The following is a 21,036-nucleotide window of genomic DNA, read 5'->3' as shown; positions in this document are numbered from 1 at the left end:
GCATACCAATTGCTAGACCAGTTGGTATGAACACGGCGCCGGAGAGGCTATCGGTTCCGTTTCGGCAGAGTGCCATCTTGCCTTCGCGCGCATGGCCAGGACTGCGCGCACCGGCGCGCGCTGGACGTAGGAAGCGCAAAGGCCAATATCGCCGGGGCGCTTTCCTCGTTCGGTCGCGTCGCAACGTTGGTGAGCGCTGCCCCGCCGGGCGTCCCGAGCTTACGGCAGCAGTTGCGGCCGCAGCGCCGGGACCGCGCGCGCCAGACCATTCGCCACGGTCTTCGCGAACACGCGCGCGCCGGCATCGCCGACATGGGTATAGTCGAACTTCCGCGTGATCTGGCCCCTTGGACCGTCGGGCTTGGTCGGCACATCGGGCAGCCGCGCCTCCGCCGCCGGTCGCGGCTTCAGCGTCGTCCCCGCCTGCGCCGCCGCCACTTCATCCTCGTTCGGCGCAGCCTGAGCGAGCTTCGCCGCCGCGACAGGTCCGAGCGTCTGCACGAGCGCCGCGCTGTCCGCGTTCAAGTCGACCAGCGGCGTCTTGGTCGCCGCCGCGACCTTGCGTATCTCTGCCGCCCACACATCGAGCGTGTTGTTGAGCTTGCCGCCCTTGAAGTCGCGCCGCGACAGCGGCGTCAGCAGAACCGGGATGCCGCCCGCCGCGCGCACTTCCTGCACATATCGCGTCAGATTCTCCGGGAACTCGCTCTGCATGTGGGTCCAGCGCTCGCTGGCACTCGACTGGTCGTTATGCCCGAACTGGATCAGCACATAGATAGCGTCATAGCCCTTCACGCCGATCTCGCCCCTGACGATGTCCCACGACCCTTCCTGGCGATAGCTGCGCGTCGAACGACCGCCACGCCCCAGGTTGAGACAGGCGACGCTCGACTTGACGTGCTGGGCACAGAAGGCCGACGCCCAGCCGCTGCCGGGCGCCATCGTCGAATCGCCGACCAGGATCAGCTTGATCGCCTTGATCGGCGGCGCGTCGGTACGCGTCTTCGGGATCTCGCCCGGTGCACGCGGCTCGGCAGGCACGCTCTGGGCCTGGGCAGCCGCCGGCGCTGCAAGCAGCGCCAGCGGAACGAGGATTTTCAGCATCGGGACTCCTCAGGAGAAGAACAGGCCACCATTGATGTCGAGATTGACGCCCGTGAGGAACGATGCCTCCTCGGACAGCAGGTAGGCGACCGCTGCCGCGACTTCGTCGGGATGCCCCTCGCGGCGCAGCGGCGTGTTGCCCGCAACCGCCTTGCGACCCTCGGGCTTCGAGAAAATGTCGTGAAAGCTGGTGCCGATCAGGCCCGGGCACAGCGCGTTGACGCGGATGCCCTGAGGCCCGAGCTCCTTCGCCCAGCCCCGAGTCAGCGTCATCAGCGCGCCCTTGGCAGTGGCATAGACCGTTGCACCCGGCCCGCCGCCATCGCGCCCGGCCAGCGACGCCAGGTTGACGATCGCACTCCCCTCCCGAAGGTGCGGCAGCGCCGCCTTGGTGACCAGGAAAGCCGACTTGAGGTTCAAATCCATCACATGGTCGAAGAACGCCTCGTCCATCTCGGCGAGCGTTTTGCGCGCCACCATGCCACCGGCGCAGTTGACCAGCAGGTCGATGCCCTCGCCATAAGCCTGGGTCGAGGCGGCGATCAGCCCGGCAACCTCATTGGCCACGGTCACATCGGCGCGGTGAAGCAGCGCGCTGCCGCCGGCCTCGACGATTTCGTCCGCCGTCGCCTGCGCGGAGGCATCATCGCTGCGATAGTTGATCACCACCCTGGCGCCTTCGCTCGCAAGCCGCTTCGAGATCGACTTGCCGATGTCGCGGCCACCGCCGGTGACGATGGCGACTTTACCCTTGAACTTCACTGTACAGCCCCTTGCTTGGAAATGGTTGGATCGGCGACGGGTGCCTCGCGGCCGCCGAGCACCCAGACGGCGAGCACGCCCAGCGGCACGATTGCGGCGGCCAGCGCGAAGATCGGCGCGTAGCTCTGCGCGGTCATCGCCGGCACCAGCCAGGTGGTGACGAGCGTTCCCGCCACGGCCGCGGTGCCGCCGATGCCCGCAAGCGAGCCGACCGCACCGCCCGCAAAATAGTCGCTCGGCAACGTCTGGATGTTGTTGATGGCGACCTGGAAGCCGAACAGGATGACAGCGATCAGCAGCACCGCCGTCAGCGGGTCCGATGCCTGCATCGTCAGCAGCAGCGGCGGGAACATGATCACGCCGCCTGCGGTGATCGCCGCGCGCCGCGCCTGCAGCGCGCCCCAGCCGCGCCGCATCAGCGCACCGGAGGACCAGCCGCCGACAAGGCTGCCCAGCATCGCACCGACGAACGGGACCCAGGCGAACAGCCCGATCTGCTTGACGTCGAAACCGAAGGTCTCGGACAGATAGATCGGCAGCCAGGATACGAACAGCCACCACACCGGATCGAGGAAGAAGCGGCTGACCAGGATCGCCCAGCTCTGCCTGTGGCGAAGCAGCGCCGCCATTCCCGGCACATAGCCCGCGCCGTCCTTCGCCGCTTCGCCCTTGCCCGCGATATGGGCGCGCTCGGCGTCGCTCAGCCAAGGATGCGCGTCGGGGTCGCTGCGATAGACGAACAGCCAGGGCAGCAGCCACAGGAAGCCGAGCACGCCGATCACCAGGAAGGTCGCGCGCCAGCCGATGGCGACATAGAGCAATGCCACCAACGGCGCCGACACGATCGCCCCGATCGCCGCGCCCGAATTGAAGATGCCCTGCGCCAGCGCGCGTTCGCGCGGCGGGAACCAGGTGGCATTTGCCTTGGCGGCGCCCGGCCAGTTGCCGGCCTCGCTCACACCCAACGTAACCCGCAAGAGCGCCAGCAATCCGATCGAGCGGACCAAGGCATGCGCCGCGATCGACAGCGACCAGAAGCCGATCGCGACGACGAACCCCAACCGCGTACCGATGACGTCCAGCACTCGCCCGAACAGGGCCTGGCCAACCGCATAGGCGATCATGAACATCGTCACGAGCAGCGCATAGTCGTTCTTGTCCGCGCCGATGTCCTTCGACACCGCGGGCCACATCACCGCGAGCGCATTGCGGTCGATATAGTTGATCACCGTCGCCACCGCGATCAGGCCGATCACCAGCCAGCGCAGCCCGGCTATCTTGCGGATCAACGCACGTCTCCCTCGATACGGGCAAAGTGCCCCGTCCACCGGACCGTGCGACCGTCGATCACGGCGCTATGGGTCTTGTCGGGCGCGACATCGTCGGCGATGGCGAGGATCACGGGCGATCCCTTGAGCGGCTGGATCAGCACCAGATCGCCGTCGCTGCCACGAACATGGCGCAGCGACCTGATCTGGCTCTGGCTGGCGACGGTCGTCTCCGCCGCGGGATCATAGGCGCCGTGCGGCTCGAGCAGAGAGACGAAGCTGGCGTCGGCCTTGCCTTCGACCCGCTGGAGAAGCAGCGGCTCGCGGCGCAGGTTGAAGCGCGGATCGTTCGCTCCGCTCTCGCCGAGATAGATCGTCGCGCCGGCCGGCGGAAGCATGTGATAGGTGTAGAAGCGCTCGCCGTTGATCCAGGTCAGCGCCGCGCCCTCCGGGCCGGAGGCGCCCACCGCATCGACCCAGATGTGCTGATAGCCGTTCGCGCTTCCGAGTACCGGCCGGTTCGCCGGGTTCGCCTTGGTCGGGAAACCGACCTCGACGATGTGGCCGGCATAATGGAGCGGGAGGTCGTAGGTCGCCGGCTTGTCGCCCGCCACCCGCAGCAGGTCGAGCACCAGCGGGCTTCCCTTGCCGAGCCGCAGTTGCACCAGCGTCCGCCGGAACGTCACGCCCGGATAGGCGCCCGCCATTTCGGCCGTGCTCACCTTCGTCGGTCCGTCACCTGCGAAGAACAGCTGGCGCGGCGAATGATCCTCGCCATCGCGCCACTTGCCGGCGAAGTGCGAGCCCTGGTTCACCACAAGCGTATTGTGGGCGACGCTCTGCTTCGCCCAGCTCTCGTTCTCCTTGAGGTAGCGGCCGCCGTCCTTCGCCTCGATGTTGAGGAAGCGCGCGGCGCCATAGTCGGTGACGATCACCCGCCCGCCATCGTAGAGCATCCAGTTGAGCTTGTCGAAATGGCCGTGGCCCATGCCCATCGCGCTGTTCTTGGCCACCAGCACCTGGGCGCCTTCGTCCTGGTCGCTGCGCATCACCGCCAGCGCGCCGCGATCGCCGTCGGGCCCGTCGCGGTAGAGCTGGGAGGGGAAGGGAAACGGCTGGGACTTGCCCGCGGCGAGATCCCGCGCGACCGCAATGCCGTCGGGGGTCAGCGTCGAGCGGCCCTGCCACTTCGCGATCGACAGGAAGCTGGGGTCCTTCGTCGCGGCATAGCCGATCGCCACCGCCTGGTAGAGCTCGTCGGTGCGCAGGCTCTTGTCGCGCATCGCGTCGTTCAACGGGAAGAAATAGCCGTCATAGGTCAGCTGGATCGAAGTGCGGATCGCCTTCAGCAATACGCCGTCGCGGCGTTGCCAGATACCGAGATCGGGTTGATTGGCTGCAATCGCGCGGGCGAACACCACGAAGGGCTGGATCGCGTAGCGCTGATAATAGGGGCCCTCGGTATAATAGCCGTCGGGCGAGAAGAGCTGGTCGACCTGTGCAAGAAACCCGGCCTTGCCGCTCTTGTCCGTTCCCTTGAGCGCCCGCGCGACCAGCTCCGGATCGCGCAGGACATAGCCGGTCATCCCCACGCCGGCGGCGGCCCAGGTTGCGTGATTGTGAATCCGGTTGAAGCTTGCGGTATTGTCGACCGACAGGAACTGCGCCATCCGGCGGAACACTTGGTCGTCGATCGTCTTGCGATCGGCGGGGCTGAGCGTGTCGCGGATCGCGTCATAGCCCTGGATGCCATAGACGAGCCACACGCTGTCGTTGAGGCTCTGCCAGAATAGTCGGCCCGCTGCCTCGTTGGCCTTGGCCGGGTGCGGCCCGAGCGTCGGGTAGAGCGTCGCATAGGCGAGCAACAGCCGCCGCGCATAATCGGCATAGGCCGCATCGCCGGTAATCCGGTAGAGCAGCCCGGCGCCATAAAGCGCCATATAGTTCCGCTTGTGCTGCTCATGGGTGTAGCCGCCGCCCGGATCCTTCGGCACCGGCACCTCGATCGGCGCGCGCATCGCGGCGTCGACGGTCTTCTTGACCCGCTTGACCTCGGCGGCGAACATTGGCGGCCGGCCGCCAGGCTGGCGCACATTGCCATAGGCCGTCGCGTCGAACAGCACCGGTGCCGCCGACTGGCCATAGGCAGGCGCCACCAGGACGATCGTGGTCGCAGCCGCGGCGAGTATGGGCCGGATCACGATGGTTCCTCCAGATTGTCGGCAAGCAGTGCCCGGGCCGGGCCGCGGTAATGCAACTCGCGCACGCTCGGCAGCGGCGTGTCGGCGAAGCGATTACGCTGGATCCGCGTGTCGGGGTCGCCGACGCTATGAACGACTTGCACACCCTTGCTGCGCACGAAGCGATTGCCGCGAATATCCGTTTGTTGCACGCCGGAGAGCAGCACGGCACCACCATCGGTGACGGTCGATCCGGTCATCGAGAAGCGTGGCCCGAAGGTGCTTTCGTCGGTACCGCCGCGGTGGAGGTCAGCGACCATGCCGACCCGCGAGAAGCGGCTGCCAGCGATCGTCACCTGCTCCGCGCTGTAGAGCCCGTCGCTGCCCGTCTCGGCGTGACCCGCGACTACAGCCCCGTCAATGCGATCGAAATCGCTGTCCTCGATCTCGATTGCTGCAGCCAGCGTCGCGGGCGTGGCGGCGATCACATCCCCCGCGAGGTTCGAGATGCGGCCCTGCGCAATGCGGACCCTGTAATTGCTCAGCATCGGTCGAGCGCTCGCCCGGATCACAGCGCTGCCCTCGGGAGCAGCGCCGCCATCCACCGCAATGCCTTCGAGCCGCAGCGCACCGCCGTCCTCGAGCTGGAACAGCGTCTTGCCGGTCATGCGGATCGTCGCGTTGCCAGGCCTGGCGCTGAGGGTAATCGGCCGATCGACGACGATCGGCTGCGCCACGATATAGCGCCCCGCCAGTCGTACGGTGTCGCCCGCCGCGGCTCGCGCCACTGCGTCGCCGAGCGAAATGCCGGGCCGCGCAACCCGCGTGCGGCCGCCCTCGAAACGTATCGCCTGTCCTGCCGGCTTGGCATACCAGGCAACACCGACCGCCTCGCGTGCGGTCGGCTGAAGGTCGCGACTTGCGCCGACTGCGAGGGTGCGATCTTTGGGATAAAGCAGGCCGTTGGCCGCGCGCTCGAGCGCCACGTCGCGCGCCGCAATCCCCGCCACGGCACTCGCCTTCCCGGCGAGCATATTGCCCTCGAACAGCACACCCGAAGCATCCGCCTCGATCCGCACCGGGTCCTTACCGCGTAATCCCGAAATGAGGTTGCCCGCGATCCGGACCTCGCGCGGCGCCTGAGATCGCTCGGCATCCGCGCCGGCACCGATCGTGACGCGCATGACGTCGATGATGGTGTTCCGCTCGATCGCCGCGTCGTGGACCGGCATGTACCGGTTGACCGGCGAGTTGGGCACGCCGTTCATCACCGCGATGGCGCTGGTAAAGTTGCTGCCCGTCAGCCCTTCCAGATAGTTGCTCCGGATCACCTGCCGCTCGTTGATCACCCGGATCCCGCCGGTATGCGGCGCGCCGCGGCCCAGAAAGACATTGTCCTCGACACGGTTGCCGCTGCCATGGCGCAGCACCACCGAGCCCTGCGATTCCAGGAACAGGTTGCGCCGGATCACGTTGCCGCCCGACTTGACCGAGACGATCTCGACCTCGCCGTCGCACCGCTCGAAGAGATTGTCCTCGACCACGGTCATCGAATCGCTTCCCGACTCCGTGCTGGTGCCGATGCGGATCGTCTCGCCGCCATTGGAGCCGAGCGGCGGCCGAGGGCCGAAGTAGTTGTGATCGATCCGCGCGCGATTATCGAGCGGCATTCCCTTTTGCCGCACCACGACCAGCATCGCGCCAGCATTTGCCTTGCCTTCGAAATGCGAGTGGTCGACGCGGTTCCCGCGGCCATAGATCGCCACCCAATTGTCCTGCCTTCGCCGGTCGGGCTGGTTGAACCGATCGATGACGATCGCCGTCACCCGGCTGTCATCGGCCCATGCCTTGGAACTGGTACGAAAGGACACGACCTCGCCATCGGGGGACTGCCCGTTGCGGAAAACAAGTCCCGACACTTCAAGATGGCGTCCGCTCAGCTTCAGATTGGATGCGCCGGTCAGCACCACCCGGCCCGGCGTCTGCGCCGCCAGGCGGATCGGCGCGTCGCTGCGCCCTTGCCCCGTCAGACGGATCTGAAAATCCTTCCACTCGCCGTTCGCGAGCAAGATCCTGTCACCGGGCGCGACCTTCGACGCCGCGGCGACATATTCGGATTGGTCACGCACCAGCCATTCGCGCGCCTGCGAAGGCGTCGCCGCTGCAGCGATCAGGCCAAAGGCGATAAATCGAATGCCCCGCACAAGTCCCTCGTCCCGATTCGCAGTCTTATCCGACTGTCTGCAGCCAATGTCTAACACGATATCGCTGAACCTAGGCCACATGTCTATACCAATCATGTTGACCACGCCTTCTGCGTGTCAAGCAGGCGGTCCGGTGTCATCGGGCAGTTCGAGCGTGGAACGCGCATCGGGAGCCGCGTCCCGCAAAACCGGTTGCGCTCAGGATCACGGGTGGATCCTCCAGCCTGTCCATCTCACGCGCGAGAGTCAGGGTGTCAGCCGCGCATAGTTGCCTGCGCCCCGCTCGATCGGGAGTTTCCGGCCCGTACGCGACCGCGTTGTGGCCGGACCGTTCAGGGCGACACTGTGCGCGAGGCGGGACTGGCGACGCCCCTGAGCGCTGACATCATGGCATTACTATATGCGATATGCGTCGGATTCACTGCGTGATCCCCCTGTGCCGATGGAGCGATGCCGAGCGCAGCCGCCGGAGAGAAAGTCAGTTCACCGAAGAAAATGCAGTCACTGCCATCGTAGAGATCCACCCGGACGAACTGGAAAGGCTCGGACAAGGCGCGAGCCGCCCGGATCATTGATGCGATCCTTTCGGGCGCTGGACGCCGATAGGTCGATGGCCATGCAAGGCCGTCGGCAGGATCGAACGGCTCCAGATCGGGAAGCCGAAGCAGGCGGCTCCACGGACTGCCAAAGCGGCTATGGTCGACCTGGCAGACGATCGGCACTCCGTCGACACAGTGGAATTTATAGTCGTCCGGCGATTGTCCGGAGGCAGTATCCACCAGCATCTCGACGATGATTTGCTTGCAGAGCCCATGATATTGCATCTCGCGCAGGACAAGCGAGTAATCCATGACCGAAAGCGCGAATAGCGCCTCGAGTTGCCGCGCCGACCGCAAGTCGCGAAGCATCACCACCGATCCACTCGCATGCGCGGGCTTTGCGATCGCTGGCAGGCCGGCGAACGGCTCGAGCGCCTGATAGAGCGCTTCTGCACACGCGAGTCCTTCCATCGGTATGACGGCCACCGTCCGTGGCGCTTCAAGCCCCGGCGCAAGCCTGGCGGCTTCCAGTTTCGCCGTCGCCTTGTCGACCATGGCGTGTTCAAGCCGGGTCCAGGCGGGATCGATCATCCGGTTGAAGATATAGTCGTTTATCAGCGCATGGGGATCGCTGACTGGAAGCGGCCAGCGCTGGAAGCGGTGCGCAAATTGGGCGCCGGCGACCAGATGGTTGAACCCCCGGGTACATGGCAGCGAACGCGCCCGATCACGCCCTCCACCCCCGACGGAGGTCGCGATAGTCGATGGAAAGTCGCATCTGGGCGAAGGACGTCCGAACATTTTCTATCTTCCTGAACTTTCTAGAGAAACTCCAGCAAGAGCGGATCGTTCAATGACTTCGGATCATCCGGTCCGACCATCCCAATATCGGAGTCGCGACTGGTGTTTGTCATCTCGATCGTGCTTGGTGGCTGCCTGAGGGGACCACCAGTAGAATTCGGCATCAACGAGGATACGGGTGGTCACATCACCTATGCGCTCGGTGCTGCCCAGGCGCTTTCCGAATGCCGCGACGTGACTCGCGTCGAGATCGTCACGCGGCTTATCGACGAGCCCCATCTGGGGCCTGCCTATGCCGCTCCCCTCGAGACGCTGTCGCCCAAGCTCGCGATCCGCCGCCTCGATACCGGGAATCGTTCTTATCTGAGCAAGGAAGCGAATGCGGTCGATCGTCCCGCCTTCGCCAACGCGCTGATCGCCCATATCGAACGGCTCGATCGGCGACCCGACGTCATCCACGCGCACTTCGCCGACGCCGCCGACGTGGCAGAGCAGGTCAGGCAGCTATTCGGGATACCGTTTGTCTATACCGCCCATTCGCTCGGCATCGACAAATTGGTCTGCAGCGATGGCCAGCCCTCGCACCTTGCCGCGCGCATTGCCGAAGAGGATCGCGCCATCGCCGCGGCGGGCGCCATCATCGCGTCCTCGCGGGATGAAGCCGAACGACAGCTCATGCTGTATCCCTCGGCCTGTCCGACGAGAATTCATTGCGTGCCACCGGGGGCCGGGCTTCCCGGCGCGGCAATCGCGAGCGCCGACCGCGCACGCCATCTAGTCGCGCCTTTTCTCCGCGAAATGGAACGGCCTGTCATCCTGGCGATAGCGCGCCCGGTCGAGCGCAAGAATCTGGTCGGGCTGATCGATCTGTTTGCGCAGCACGCGGATTTACGCTCGCGTGCGAACCTGGTCATCGTCGCGGGCTTGCGGCACGCACCCGACAGCGGGGAACCGGAACAGCAGCGGGTGATCGGCAGCCTGCTCGCCTCGATCGATCGACATGATCTGTACGGCAGCGTCGCGCTCCCGAAGCGTCACAGCCAGGATGACATCGCGGCGCTCTATGCCCTGGCGCGGCAATCCCGCGGCGTGTTCGTGAACCCCGCGCTGAACGAGCCCTATGGGCTCACGCTCACCGAAGCCGCGCTTCACGGGCTGCCCGTTATCGCCACCTGCCATGGCGGGCCGGCGGATACGGTTGCGCGACTGAAGCATGGCCAGGTCGCCGATCCGCGTGATCCAGCGCGGTTCGCGGCGGCGATCCGGGCTCTGCTCGACGATCCGGTGGAATGGGACCGCGCGTCCGCCGCCGGTATCGCCAACGCGCGGGACCTGGATTGGCATGGCTATGCCAGGCGGTTTGTCGAGATCGTCACGAACTTGACCAGGGTGGCACCCGTTATCGAGGCCCCTTCCCGCCTGTTGTTGTGCGACATCGACAATACCCTGACCGGTTGCGTCGCCGGGGCACGCGGAATGGCGACGTTCCTGGTGAGCGAACCCGGGCTGGCTTTCGGCATCGCGACCGGGCGCTCGCTGCAGGAAGCGGACCGCTTGCTTCGCGACTGGCAACTGCCGCTGCCGGAAGTCCTGATTACATCGGTCGGCTCCGAGATTTACTGGCGGCGGGGCGGTCGGCTCGTCCCGGACGGCGATTATGCGAGCCATATCGACGCCGGCTGGGACGGCGACGAGATCGGCCGACGGGTCGCAGGCATTCCCGGCGTCGAGCCGCAGCCGCCCGTCGAGCAGCGCCGGCACAAGCGAAGCTATTTCGCCTCCGATCCAGAAGCCATCGCCGCGGTCGCCGACGCAGTCGCTTCGCTACCGGTTCGTGTCATCCACAGTCATGAGCGCCTGCTGGATATCGTTCCCGAACGTGCCGGCAAGGGCAACGCGATGGCCTGGGTTGCCGAAGCGATGGGCATCGGCCTCGAGCATGTCTACGCCGCCGGCGACAGCGGCAACGATCTCGACATGCTGGCGACCTGCCGTAACGGGATCCTGGTCGCCAATTTCAGTTCCGAACTGGCCCCGCTGGTCGGGCGTCCGACCATCTATGTCGCGAGCCAGTCCCACGCCGCGGGCATCGTCGAGGGCATGCGCGCATTCGCCCAGAGGCTCGCAGCTTGACCTGCCCGCTCGGCTATTTCGTCCATCATCAGGGGCGCGGCCATGCCGAAAGAGCGGCGGCGATCGCCAACGCCGTCGCCGAATCGCGCCCCGTCGTCCTGTTTTGCGCCAGGGACGATATCTTTCCCCCGCTGGCTGAGACTGTGTCGGTGCGGAAGATTCCGTCCCTGTTCGAGGCAACGGGACATGAGGACACGGGGTTGAGCGAGGTGCGCACGCCGCCAACCCTCCACTGTGCCCCGCTTGGATGGCCGGGGATCACCCACGCCGTCGCGACCATCGCCCAATGGTTCGATACCGAGCGCCCGGGCCTGTTCGTCACCGACGTTTCCGCCGAACTCGCGCAACTTGCGCGGATCGCGTCCGTACCATGCGTCACCGTCCTTCAGCATGGCGACCGCAGTGATATCGGGCACATGGCGGCCTATGAATCGGCGCTCGGGATACTTGCGCCTTATGCAGCGACGCTGGAGCAGCCAGCGCGGCCTGACTGGATGCTTGCGAAGACCTTTTACGCCCCCGGCGTCGGTATCGCGGTGGATCCGCCAGCGCGCGACGATGCGCGCAAGCGCCTTCAGCTTCCCCTGGACCGCGAAATCATCGTCGTGATCGCCGGCGGCGGCGGAAGCGGAACCCCCGGCACGCCGCTGACGCTCGGCGCGCGCGCCGAACCTGAAACGCTATGGATCACGATCGGCGCGGTCGAGCATGAATGGCACGCCACGGCGCCCGGCAATCTCCAGCATCTCGGCTGGGTGGACGTGCCAGAACTCTATATCGCCGCGGCGGACCGCATCGTCTCGTCGGCCGGAAACACGACGGTCCACATGATCGCCGCGATCGGGCGCCCATGGATCGTCGTGCCGGAATGGCGCTATTTCGACGAACAAGTGTGGAAAGCGCGCATGCTGGATCGAGCGGGAGCAGCAGCGATGCTCGATCATTGGCCCTCTCATGCCGAGGCGTGGCTCGCAGCCTGGAAACGCGCGGCGGTTCTGGAGTCAGGCCTGCAGCACGGGCTGGTGGATCGATCGGCGGCAACCAAGGCCGCCGCCTGGCTGAACGGCCTGATCGATCGCCGCAAACCTGGGTCAGCTGGGACAGCTATGATCGGACAAGGCGCATGATCGCTTCGGTATGCACCCTCGCCAAGGGACGCGAGGCGCACCTGGTCAATCTCGTCCACGGTCTGAACGCGCAGGAACGGCAGCCCGACGAGCTTGTCATCGCAGTGATGCAGGAGGCGGCATATGAGCTGCCGCACAGTGCCTTTCCGATCCGTCAGATCATGCTCGGGGCGAACGGCATGAAGCTGGCGCAGGCGCGCAATGCCGCCGCCCTTGGGGCCAGCGGGGAGCAGCTCATGTTCCTCGATGTCGATTGCATTCCGGACCCGTCCTTAGTCGCCGATTACGCCAGACAACTCGATGCGACAGATGCCCTGCTGATGGGAGAGGTCCTGTATCTCCCGGCCGGCGCGACAGACCCCGGGCTGGACTTCGACCGGTTCCGCGCGGACGGCGTCAGGCATTCGGAACGTGCCGGCCCGCCGCCGGGGCCGCTGGGAGACTGCAGCGATTATCGCTGCTTCTGGTCGCTGAACTTCGCGATCCGGCGCGAGACCTATCTCGCCATCGGCGGGTTCGACGAAGGCTATGTCGGCTATGGCGGCGAGGACACCGATTTCGGGAGGATCCTCGCGACCGCCGGCGTTCCGTTGAAATGGTGCCGCGGCGCCCGTGCGTTTCATCAACATCACCCCCATCACATGCCGCCGGTCCACCACATCGACAGCGTGATCGCCAATGCGACCCGGTTCCGCGACAAATGGGGCCATTTCACCATGGAACATTGGCTGCGCGCATTCTCCCTGATGGGACTGGTCGAACTTCGAGACGGCGAACTGGTAAGGCTGCGCCAGGTGAGCGAGGAAGATCTCGCGCTGACCCGACAGCAAAGCGACCAGCCCTACGCCAGCACCGCGACCGTGCTGGCATTGCTCGAGGCGCGCGCGCCGGTGATGGCGGTCGCATAGGCGCGTTCATATCCCTCGATCATCGACCGGATCGAGAAGAGTCGTTCGACACGGCGGCGGCATTCCGCGCGCGGAATATCGCGCGCCAGGTCGATCGCAGCGGCGAGCGACATCGCATCCGTCGCCAGCGAACCGCAATCGCCCACCACCTCGCGCAACGCGCCGCGGTCGAGCGCTGCCACCGGAACACCGCACGCCATGGCTTCCGCAGCAATCAGGCCAAAGGGTTCGTCCCATGTCGGGGTCGCGAGGAGTACCGAGCTTTCGCCGACCATCCGGACCAGCTCGGCGCCTTGCCTGTGGCCGTGATATTGTCGCTTTGCGTCGAGCCTGGGTTCGACCTCGGAATGGAAATACTCCGGACAATCGATCGGACCGATCACATCCAGGGCGATATCGGCGTGCTTCGCCGCGTCGAGCGCGATCGCCGTGCCCTTGTTCGGGGTGATCCGGCCGGCCCAAACCGCACGACCGTTGCCAGCAGGCCGGAACATCCAGTTCCTGCAATCGATGCCGTTGTAAACCACCAGGGCAGTCGCCGGAGGATCGGACCACCAGCTTGCCATATGGGCATCCGACGTCAGGGTCTGCACGGCCCAGGGCGCTGCCTCGTCACGAATCGCTGAAGCAAGTACTGCGAACGGCGGCACGTGCAACGAGGTTACCATCGGCTGCCGATCTCTGCGCGCCCAATGATGGAGTGCCGGGTGCATCGAGTTGTTGTGCACGACATCGAATTCGCCATCGATCACGCCAGCCCAGGCACGCTTGAATGCGCGCGACTGGAAATCGGCCAGACGCGCCGTTCCGTTCCAACGCGTCCACGGCAGCACGGCATCATAATGACGCGCGACGATCGGACGCAGCGGCAAGGACGCATCGCTATCGCCGCTGGCGAAAAGGGTAACCTGGTGGCCGCGTGCCGCCAGAGCCGAAACCAGCTGGTGGCAATGCGCCTCCATGCCGCCCATGAACGGGGAAGCGATCGGATGACGAAGATGGCCGATCACCGCGATCCGAAGCGCCCGCTCCTCGGCAATCCGGTTGCCGTCGATCATCGATCGGCGCTCTGGATCATGGCAATTTCAACGCTTGAACGCCCGGCGCGCCTTGCGTCCGGGAATCGCCGGAGCTCGCTTGTCCCGGGCGGCGCGAACCTGCGCTCGATGCCAACCATGGGAATGCCCATCGATTGCCGCCTCGTCGAGGAATGTCCGGCCATGGGCTCATCGCACGCGTCCAGCCTTCCGCGCCCCGCCCCGTCTCGCCCTTCATGCGCGGAGGCGATGGTGTAGATCGCAGCCGGTTCGCCCAATGCGCAGGTCTTCATTCTGGTTCGTCCCGAGATCGTCGTCGGCGATAACGCACCGGGGCAACGATCAGGCGCAATGTCCGGAAATCGGTAGGGACCGCATTGCGGACGCGCAGGGTTCTTGTTTTCACCGCGAGGCGTTCGACGCACGAAATTCCGCGCATGGCACCAAAGCAGTTGCGAGGGATTTTGCGTTGATGTCGCTTTCAATTGCCTTTGTCGGAGCAGGCCCGACCACCATCTACGTGCTGAGCGCGTTTCTTCGGGACGTGACAGTCGGCGCGGACGTGACGATCTACGAGGAACAGACGCGCGCTGGTCTTGGCACTCCGTATCGACCGGGCTGGAATGATCCGGCGATGCTGTCCAACATCGCATCCATCGAAATTCCACCGATCGGCGAGACGCTGATCGCATGGCTCGCGCGACAGCCGCGAGCGCGCTTGATCCGGCTCGGGATCGACCCTGATCAGATCGATGATCACGCCTTCTATCCCAGGCTGGCACTCGGAGAATTCTTCCTGGACCAGTTCAATGCGCTGATCGATCAGGCGCGTGGGCGCGAAATCGGCGTCCGGATCGCCACCGGCTGCCGGGTGACCGACATCCGTGCCGAGAATGACGGGCTGCACCTGTCCGTAGAGCCGCGCAGCGGCGGCGCCGAGGAGTGCATTTACGACCGGGTGGTGCTTGCGACCGGTCATCAATGGCCCGAGGAGCCTGAGGTGAGGCCCGGATATTTTCTCAGTCCCTGGCCGGCAACCGCGCTCCAGCGCATTCCCCCCGTAGAGGTCGGGATCCGCGGCAGCTCACTGACCGCGATCGATGCAGCGGTAGCCCTTGCTGTCGCACATGGGACGCTGATCGAGACTGAGGGCGAAAAGATCATCTATCGGATTCACCCTGGCGCCGAAGCGCTCCGTATCACCATGATGTCGCGCAAGGGCCTGCTCCCCGAGGCGGACTTCTATCATCCGATCCCGTACGAGCCGCTCAGCATCTGCACCCCCGAGGCGGTGGAGCAGCTGATCGCGGGCGAGCGCGCCGACCTGCTCGACAAGGCTTACGACCTGTTCCGCGACGAGCTCACAGCCGCCGATGCACGCTATGCCGAAAAGACAGGGTTGGCTGACCTCTCCCTGGACGATTTTGCCGAACGCTATTTCGCGGAGCGCGTTGCGGCAGATCCGTTCGAATGGGCAGCCAGGAACCTGGCCGAGGCACAGCAAAATTTCGCGCGCGAATATACCGTCCCGTGGCGCTACGCGATCCTGCGCATGCATGAAGTCTTGAGCATGATCGTCCCGCATCTCGAAGAGGACGCGCTTCAGCGCTTCAATCGCTACCTGAAACCCGTGTTCGTCGATGAATATGCCACGGTGCCGCACCTGTCGATCGAGCGGCTGCTGGCACTCCACCGGACGGGACACCTCGAGATCGCCTCCCTGGGTGAGGATCATCGTATCGATACCCGCTCGGCGGAATGCGGTGCCCTGGTCACGATCGACGGTGAGCGACGCCACTTCCCCGCATTCATCGATGCAACCGGGCAGCGCGCCCTCGCGGCCGACGCCTTCCCCTTCCCGACGCTGCTCAAGCAGCAGGTCGTGCGTGATGCGGCCGAACTCGATGCGCCCGGCATAAAAGGCATCGTCATCGACGAGCAGTTCCACCCGGTGAGCGACCATCCGGAGCGAGAGCGGCTGTTCTGCCTCGCCATCCCGTTCATTCTGGATCGGCATCCCTTCATCCAGGGCATTACCAGTTCGCACGAAATCGGAGAAATCGTTGGAGCAGCGCTGGCGCGCGCTGCCGGAATCGCGGCCGCCGACCCATCACATGATGACAGCCATCGGGAGCGGGCAGCATGAAGCTTTTCGCGATCTATATCGGGGGCGAGCACCCGGCGGCGAATATCGAAGTCCACGATGTCCGGTTCATCGTAGCCGAGTCGATCAAGGCAACACATGAAACGCTTCGCGCGGAATGGTGGGGAACCCCGGGCACGCTTCATGTCGATTGCTATGCCGAGATCAGCCACGCGGACGGCTACATCGTCACCCTGCGTCCCGAACCGTCCACAGCGCGCGAGAAACTATGGTTCGTCAACCTTGGCGGCTATGACGGCAAGGGTTTTGCCGAACAGCACAAGAACATGTTCGTCGTGGCATCCTCGATGAAGGAAGCGAAGGATCGAGCGCTGGCAACCCTGTCCGGGTGGAAGGATTCGCACCGCGACGACATCTATGAAGCGGAGCAGGCTTTCGCGCTCGATCGCGCGGTCGGCGACGGGCTACACATTCACTTGACGCCTGGTGCCGCGGCCGGACAGCCGCCTTTCACCTGCCGATACACGCCGCTGAAATAAAGCGCGCACCAACGAAAAACGCCGCCCGAGATCGGGCGGCGTTTCGCTTGGGAATGCTGGAGCCGTTATTCGGCGCCGCTTCCGACCGGCGTCGTCTTCGGCGCCTTGCCATCCTCGACCCGGCCTTCGTTGCGCAGATCGCGGCCTTCCTGGGCTTTCTTCCGAGCTTCGGGCGTATCGCCGTGCTCGTTCAGCTCTTCCTTGACGTAACCCGCGGCCTCCTTGGCCTTTCCTTCGATGCTCATGTCGGTCTCCTGTGACGGATGCTTGGATGGGAAGCTAACCCTTTGCTTGGGCGCTCGTTCCATTCCCTGCCCCGACCGATCGGCAAGGATCATCTGTCCCACGAAACTACGACGCGCGCGTACGGGCCGCGGCAGCTTGCTTCTCTGCCACCTGCTAGAAGCCAGCCGTGCCGTCGGGCAGGCCAACTGAGCGTGCATACGGCCATTCACGGATCCGTTGCTGCCAATCGGCCAGCACACCGACGCGCATTCCGATACCAGCGCGATACCAAGCTGGCCTCTGCAAGCGCGCGCCGATAGACAAGAATGGCGGATTTCTGGGATTGGCGGTTGGTGGAGCTGAGGGCGGTAGACTGGACATCCCAGGAGTGCCCGGAACGTCTCTAAGGCTTTGATTTTTCTAATTATTGCTCAAGACTGACTGCCTGGTCATTTCACAGCGTTTCACTGGATCCGAGGGCTCCAAGGACGCGATTGATGGACGGGATTTAGTTATATGGACGGTTTAACCACCCTACAGGTGAGGCATGCAAAACCGGGCCGTCACCACGACGGAAATGGCCTATATCTGCACGTTCGATCGACCGGCTCGCGCGCCTGGGTGTTCCGGGCGACGGTCGGCGGAAAGGTCAAGGACTTCGGGCTCGGCTCAGTCGCGAAAGTCAGCCTTTCTCAGGCCCGCATCAAGGCGGCGTCCTACAGAGACAAGCTTAGATTTGGGGAGGCGATCCCGCAGGCCAGCAATCTCTCCGTCATCGACGATGAGCCTGAGCCGTCGGCCTCGGCTGTGGTGCCAAGCTTCGCCGAAGCTGCCCGTGCCTGTCACACCGCCTTGAAAGATGGCTGGAAGAACGCTCGCCACCGAGACTCATGGCTGTCGTCGCTCGAGCTTCATATCTTCAAGCACTTCGGCGACGCTCGTGTCGATACCATCAACAGTTCGATGGTGCGCAGTGCCCTCGCCCCGATCTGGCTTAAAGTGCCAGAGACGGCTCGGCGAGTCTTCCAGCGCATCAAGACAGTGCTGGACTTCGCCCATATCGAAGGATGGTGCCCGAACGAGGTCAGCCTGCGGTCCGTGCCGCGCGGCCTGCCCAGGCAACCGGTGGACGACAAACATTTCGAGGCGATGCCCTATGCCGATGTTCCCGCCTTTATGGAGCAGTTGGCCGGCGCCCCAACCTCAGCCGGCAGAGATGCGCTGATGTTCACGATTCTGAATGCAGTGCGGTCGGGAGAGACTCGGCTGGCGAACTGGACAGAGATTGATCTGGAGGCCGCGGTCTGGACGATCCCGGCAGCGCGTATGAAGATGAACAAAGTTCATATCGTCCCGCTGACCGAGCCAGTGCTGGCAATTCTCAGGCGGCGGTGGAACCTGCGTATCAGCGACACCGGACTTGTCTTTTCGACCCACGGCAAGATCCCGCTGAGCGACATGACGATGTCCAAGGTCATGCGAGCCCTGGGAATCCCCAAGATCACCGTGCACGGGTTTCGCAGCAGCTTCACCGACTGGGCAGCCGAGAACACCGAGGTTCCGAAGGAAGTGGTGGACAAGGCGCTGGCGCACAAGCTCGCCGACCGGATCGAAGCCGCATACCGCCGCACCGATTTCTTCGAGCGCCGACGGCAGTTGATGGCAAGCTGGGCGAATTATATCGCGAGGTAACATCTGCGGAGCGGGGCCACACCCCCGCCAGCGTCGATGACAAGCTGATCGATCGAGGCATTTTCCTCGCAACCGTTGTTGGCTGAAGAAGTCGCGACCCTGTCCGGTGAGTGGCTGCTGCCTACCGGACTACGGATCAACTTGGTCTAAGTTGGCCGCTCTCGAGACGCCACCACAGTCTTGGCGCCCATCTGTGCGAATGCTCCCCGCCGAAAGGCGCACGTCCGTTCGCGCTCAGCTCGAGGATCGGGTGCCCAGGACGAAACCAAGATCCGCGTCTGGACAGCCTTGATTGATGCTAGGCGTCGTGGACAAAGGGTATCCACAGTTTGATTGAAGCGAGAGTGACGAAGCCGAGGTATGATTCCCTGGTTTTGTCGTATCGGGTGGCGACGCGCCGCCAGTTCTTGAGTTTGCTGAACAAGCGCTCGACGAGATTACGCCAGCGGTATTTCACGCGATCGTGCGAGATGGGTGTGCGGCGATTGCTCTTGGCAGGGATGACTGCCTCGACGCCGGCTGCGGCGAGCTGTGCGCGGATTGTGTCTGCGTCGTAGCCCTTGTCGGCGAGCAGCGCCTCGATCCGGTCGCCGAGCATCCGGAACAGCGGGCCGAAGCCCTGCACATCGTGCGTCTGTCCCGGCGTCAGGACGAAGCCGAGCGGTCGGCCGTGCCCGTCGCAGCGGGCGTGGAGCTTGGTGGTGAAGCCACCGCGCGACCGGCCAAGCCCCTGGGTCTCTTGATCCCCTTTTTTAGCCCGACGGCGCAATGATGCGCCCGGACTACCGTGCTGTCGATCATGTCGGCGCTGGTATCGCGCTCCACCATCTCGGCCAGCGTCTCCAGCAGGGCGTCGAATACGCCGGCATCGACCCAGCGCCGGTAGCGCCGGAATACGCTGTTCCACTTTCCATAATCGTCCGGCAGCAGACGCCACTGCGCGCCTGAGCGCGCCATCCATATCATGCCCTCGAAGTAACGACGGTTGTCGCCCGCCGGCCGACATCCGCGACCATGCTCGGGCGGCAGCAACGGTCCGATCAGCGCCCACTCTTCGTCCGATACCCCGATCCGCTCGCCCAACGCCGCCTCCAAAAGACAGCCTTGAATCAACCCGTGAGCCTCAGGTCAAGCTTTGTCCACGATGCCTAATTGAAGCGTCCCTAACGATCAATTGAGGACGATTCCGTGCGCAAACCCCGCGACTATGATTCGGAGCTGCAGGCGCTCAGCGACAAGGCGAGGCAGCTGAAGGGCCGCAAGCTGCAGCAGCTCGGCGAGCTGGTGATTGCGACGGGAGCCGACACGCTCCCGGTCGAGCAGCTCGCCGGCGCGTTGCTGGCCGCAGTCGAGGCGAAAGAGGCGGCGACAAAGGAGGGCTGGCGCAAGCGGGGTGCTGCCTTCTTTCGCGGTGCGCGACCCGCTGGCCAAGGCGCTGGCAATGACGCGCAACCAGGCGCGACGAATGCAGGCGGCGCGCAACCGCATGCAGGCTGTAATCGCGCGTCATGACAAGCGATCCTGGGTCGTGAAGCGTCGCGAACGAACCCGTCAGTTGATCGAACTCGGCGGCCTGGTTGTGAAGTCCGGGCTGGTCGAGCTGACGGAGGATGATCGGTCCGTAATTCTCGGCATCCTGGTTGAAGCTGGAACCGTGTTGAACGGGCACGATGCGGAACAAAAGACGCTGCTCTGGCGTCGCCGCGGACGGCGCGCATTCGACGGGACAGCAGCTGATAAAACGGCTCAAACTTGATTCGATGTTTACATTGCTACACAGATCGTGGCGCCGAAGGGCTTGTCACGAACAGCGCACGCACAAATAAATAAAGCGGGAGGTCGCTAATGTCTGAAGAAACTACCTTGAATGCCGTCGAGCTTGCGACGGAACTGACCATTGCCTGGCTGGGCAATCAGAATAATCGCGTCTCGGCTGACGACGTGCCTGCGTTTCTGCGCACCATGCATGCAACGCTGAGCGATCTGGCTAGCGGCGGGTCGTCGACTGAAGCCAGCGAGGAAGCTGCGCCCGCGGTCGAATATACCCCCGCGGTGTCGGTGCGTAAGTCGCTCGCGTCGAACGATCACATCATCTCGATGATCGACGGCAAGCCGTACAAGACGCTGCGCCGTCATCTCTCGACCAACGGCATGACGCCGGAAGAGTATCGTGCGCGCTACAATCTGAAGGCCGATTATCCGATGGTTGCGCCGAGCTACTCGGAAGCGCACCGCGCGATGGCGCACAAGATCGGGCTTGGTGCCAAGGGTCGCGCAGCGCGCAACGCAGCGGCTTCCGCCCCTGCTTCAGCAGCGATCAAGACGCGGAAGCCGCGCGCTAGAGCGGTTTCCACACGAACTGACTCGACGGGGATTCTCATTTCCGGCCTGATGTGATTCAGACTTCCTGCTG

18 protein-coding genes and 1 pseudogene are annotated in these 21,036 nt (G+C 64.5%); 10 read left to right on the top strand and 9 right to left on the bottom strand.

Annotated features, from left to right (window positions below):
- Window positions 1-219: 219 nt before the first annotated feature.
- The 6 genes from TPR58_RS14525 to TPR58_RS14500 all read right to left on the bottom strand — a co-directional run bounded on the left by TPR58_RS14525 (window position 220) and on the right by TPR58_RS14500 (window position 8,858).
- Window positions 220-1,104 (bottom strand): rhamnogalacturonan acetylesterase, encoded by an 885-nt coding sequence (locus TPR58_RS14525; RefSeq protein ID WP_346247415.1) that lies wholly within the window; start codon window positions 1,102-1,104, stop codon window positions 220-222.
- Window positions 1,105-1,113: 9 nt separating this feature from the next.
- Window positions 1,114-1,866 (bottom strand): SDR family NAD(P)-dependent oxidoreductase, encoded by a 753-nt coding sequence (locus TPR58_RS14520; RefSeq protein ID WP_346247414.1) that lies wholly within the window; start codon window positions 1,864-1,866, stop codon window positions 1,114-1,116.
- Window positions 1,863-3,155: an MFS transporter gene (locus tag TPR58_RS14515; RefSeq protein WP_346247412.1), complete on the bottom strand. Its 1,293-nt coding sequence runs from the start codon at window positions 3,153-3,155 to the stop codon at window positions 1,863-1,865. The genes TPR58_RS14520 and TPR58_RS14515 overlap by 4 nt, the downstream gene beginning before the upstream one ends.
- The gene (locus TPR58_RS14510) at window positions 3,152-5,335 is read right to left on the bottom strand and encodes an alginate lyase family protein (protein WP_346247411.1); all 2,184 of its coding nucleotides are present in this window, start codon (window positions 5,333-5,335) and stop codon (window positions 3,152-3,154) included. The genes TPR58_RS14515 and TPR58_RS14510 overlap by 4 nt, the downstream gene beginning before the upstream one ends.
- Window positions 5,332-7,518 carry a chondroitinase-B domain-containing protein gene (locus TPR58_RS14505; RefSeq protein WP_346247410.1) on the bottom strand — a complete coding sequence of 729 codons (2,187 nt, stop codon included), beginning with the start codon at window positions 7,516-7,518 and terminating at the stop codon, window positions 5,332-5,334. Before TPR58_RS14505 ends, TPR58_RS14510 begins: the two co-directional genes overlap by 4 nt.
- Window positions 7,519-7,850: 332 nt before the next feature.
- Complete coding sequence (locus tag TPR58_RS14500) at window positions 7,851-8,858, bottom strand: ATP-grasp fold amidoligase family protein (protein WP_346247409.1); 1,008 nt, start codon at window positions 8,856-8,858, stop codon at window positions 7,851-7,853.
- 102 nt (window positions 8,859-8,960) lie between these two features.
- On the opposite strand from TPR58_RS14500, the gene TPR58_RS14495 reads away from it, so the two are divergent.
- From TPR58_RS14495 to TPR58_RS14485, 3 genes are read left to right on the top strand one after another with little or no spacing between them, the layout of a single operon-like run.
- Window positions 8,961-10,991: an HAD-IIB family hydrolase gene (locus tag TPR58_RS14495; RefSeq protein WP_346247408.1), complete on the top strand. Its 2,031-nt coding sequence runs from the start codon at window positions 8,961-8,963 to the stop codon at window positions 10,989-10,991.
- Window positions 10,988-12,118 (top strand): glycosyltransferase, encoded by a 1,131-nt coding sequence (locus tag TPR58_RS14490; RefSeq protein ID WP_346247407.1) that lies wholly within the window; start codon window positions 10,988-10,990, stop codon window positions 12,116-12,118. Before TPR58_RS14495 ends, TPR58_RS14490 begins: the two co-directional genes overlap by 4 nt.
- Window positions 12,115-13,026 carry a galactosyltransferase-related protein gene (locus TPR58_RS14485; RefSeq protein WP_346247406.1) on the top strand — a complete coding sequence of 304 codons (912 nt, stop codon included), beginning with the start codon at window positions 12,115-12,117 and terminating at the stop codon, window positions 13,024-13,026. The genes TPR58_RS14490 and TPR58_RS14485 overlap by 4 nt, the downstream gene beginning before the upstream one ends.
- Here TPR58_RS14485 and TPR58_RS14480 read toward each other — a convergent pair.
- Complete coding sequence (locus TPR58_RS14480) at window positions 12,960-13,997, bottom strand: glycosyltransferase (RefSeq protein WP_346247405.1); 1,038 nt, start codon at window positions 13,995-13,997, stop codon at window positions 12,960-12,962. The two genes, TPR58_RS14485 and TPR58_RS14480, sit on opposite strands and share 67 nt — an antisense overlap.
- Window positions 13,998-14,015: 18 nt before the next feature.
- Here TPR58_RS14480 and TPR58_RS14475 point away from each other — a divergent pair, with 18 nt between their 5' ends.
- The 3 genes from TPR58_RS14475 (at window position 14,016) to TPR58_RS14465 (ending at window position 16,706) form a co-directional block, all read left to right on the top strand.
- Window positions 14,016-14,321, top strand: coding sequence for a hypothetical protein (locus TPR58_RS14475; RefSeq protein WP_346247404.1), 306 nt, complete (start codon window positions 14,016-14,018; stop codon window positions 14,319-14,321).
- A gap of 214 nt (window positions 14,322-14,535) precedes the next feature.
- Window positions 14,536-16,209, top strand: coding sequence for an FAD/NAD(P)-binding protein (locus tag TPR58_RS14470; RefSeq protein ID WP_346247403.1), 1,674 nt, complete (start codon window positions 14,536-14,538; stop codon window positions 16,207-16,209).
- Entirely contained in the window at window positions 16,206-16,706 is a 501-nt protein-coding gene (locus TPR58_RS14465; protein ID WP_346247402.1) for a DUF1543 domain-containing protein, read from the top strand. Before TPR58_RS14470 ends, TPR58_RS14465 begins: the two co-directional genes overlap by 4 nt.
- A gap of 65 nt (window positions 16,707-16,771) precedes the next feature.
- Here the strand turns inward: TPR58_RS14465 and TPR58_RS14460 are convergent, their stop codons facing one another.
- Window positions 16,772-16,951, bottom strand: coding sequence for a hypothetical protein (locus TPR58_RS14460; RefSeq protein WP_346247401.1), 180 nt, complete (start codon window positions 16,949-16,951; stop codon window positions 16,772-16,774).
- A gap of 496 nt (window positions 16,952-17,447) precedes the next feature.
- Between TPR58_RS14460 and TPR58_RS14455 the strand changes: the two genes are divergently transcribed.
- Window positions 17,448-18,623, top strand: a complete 1,176-nt coding sequence (locus tag TPR58_RS14455; RefSeq protein ID WP_346247400.1) for a tyrosine-type recombinase/integrase — start codon at window positions 17,448-17,450, stop codon at window positions 18,621-18,623.
- A gap of 298 nt (window positions 18,624-18,921) precedes the next feature.
- On the opposite strand, the pseudogene TPR58_RS14450 reads toward TPR58_RS14455, so the two are convergent.
- A pseudogene (locus TPR58_RS14450) lies at window positions 18,922-19,655 on the bottom strand (IS5 family transposase).
- A 156-nt stretch (window positions 19,656-19,811) separates the two neighbouring features.
- Here TPR58_RS14450 and TPR58_RS14445 point away from each other — a divergent pair.
- From TPR58_RS14445 to TPR58_RS14435, 3 genes are all read left to right on the top strand, one after another.
- A complete protein-coding gene (locus TPR58_RS14445; RefSeq protein WP_346247399.1) occupies window positions 19,812-20,135 on the top strand; it encodes a conjugal transfer protein TraD in 324 nt (107 codons plus the stop codon).
- Window positions 20,017-20,379, top strand: coding sequence for a conjugal transfer protein TraD (locus tag TPR58_RS14440; protein ID WP_346247398.1), 363 nt, complete (start codon window positions 20,017-20,019; stop codon window positions 20,377-20,379). Before TPR58_RS14445 ends, TPR58_RS14440 begins: the two co-directional genes overlap by 119 nt.
- 89 nt (window positions 20,380-20,468) lie before the next feature.
- On the top strand, window positions 20,469-21,020 hold the full coding sequence (locus TPR58_RS14435; RefSeq protein ID WP_346247397.1) for a Ros/MucR family transcriptional regulator: 552 nt from the start codon (window positions 20,469-20,471) through the stop codon (window positions 21,018-21,020).
- Window positions 21,021-21,036: the final 16 nt, after the last annotated feature.

It is taken from the genome of Sphingomonas rustica, assembly GCF_039652585.1.
In the GTDB taxonomy this organism is placed as follows: domain Bacteria; phylum Pseudomonadota; class Alphaproteobacteria; order Sphingomonadales; family Sphingomonadaceae; genus Sphingomonas; species Sphingomonas rustica.
This window is presented reverse-complemented; position numbering and strand designations above follow the sequence as displayed.

Excerpts from the sequence above, each read along its gene's own strand:
- TPR58_RS14470 (WP_346247403.1), top strand. The coding sequence starts at position 14,536 with ATGTCGCTTTCAATTGCCTTTGTCGGAGCAGGCCCGACCACCATCTAC.
- TPR58_RS14525 (WP_346247415.1), bottom strand. The coding sequence starts at position 1,104 with ATGCTGAAAATCCTCGTTCCGCTGGCGCTGCTTGCAGCGCCGGCGGCT.
- TPR58_RS14460 (WP_346247401.1), bottom strand. The coding sequence starts at position 16,951 with ATGAGCATCGAAGGAAAGGCCAAGGAGGCCGCGGGTTACGTCAAGGAA.
- TPR58_RS14475 (WP_346247404.1), top strand. The coding sequence starts at position 14,016 with ATGACGAAGATGGCCGATCACCGCGATCCGAAGCGCCCGCTCCTCGGC.
- TPR58_RS14500 (WP_346247409.1), bottom strand. The coding sequence starts at position 8,858 with ATGTTCGGACGTCCTTCGCCCAGATGCGACTTTCCATCGACTATCGCG.
- TPR58_RS14480 (WP_346247405.1), bottom strand. The coding sequence starts at position 13,997 with ATGGGCGGCATGGAGGCGCATTGCCACCAGCTGGTTTCGGCTCTGGCG.
- TPR58_RS14485 (WP_346247406.1), top strand. The coding sequence starts at position 12,115 with ATGATCGCTTCGGTATGCACCCTCGCCAAGGGACGCGAGGCGCACCTG.
- TPR58_RS14465 (WP_346247402.1), top strand. The coding sequence starts at position 16,206 with ATGAAGCTTTTCGCGATCTATATCGGGGGCGAGCACCCGGCGGCGAAT.
- TPR58_RS14455 (WP_346247400.1), top strand. The coding sequence starts at position 17,448 with ATGGACGGTTTAACCACCCTACAGGTGAGGCATGCAAAACCGGGCCGT.
- TPR58_RS14435 (WP_346247397.1), top strand. The coding sequence starts at position 20,469 with ATGTCTGAAGAAACTACCTTGAATGCCGTCGAGCTTGCGACGGAACTG.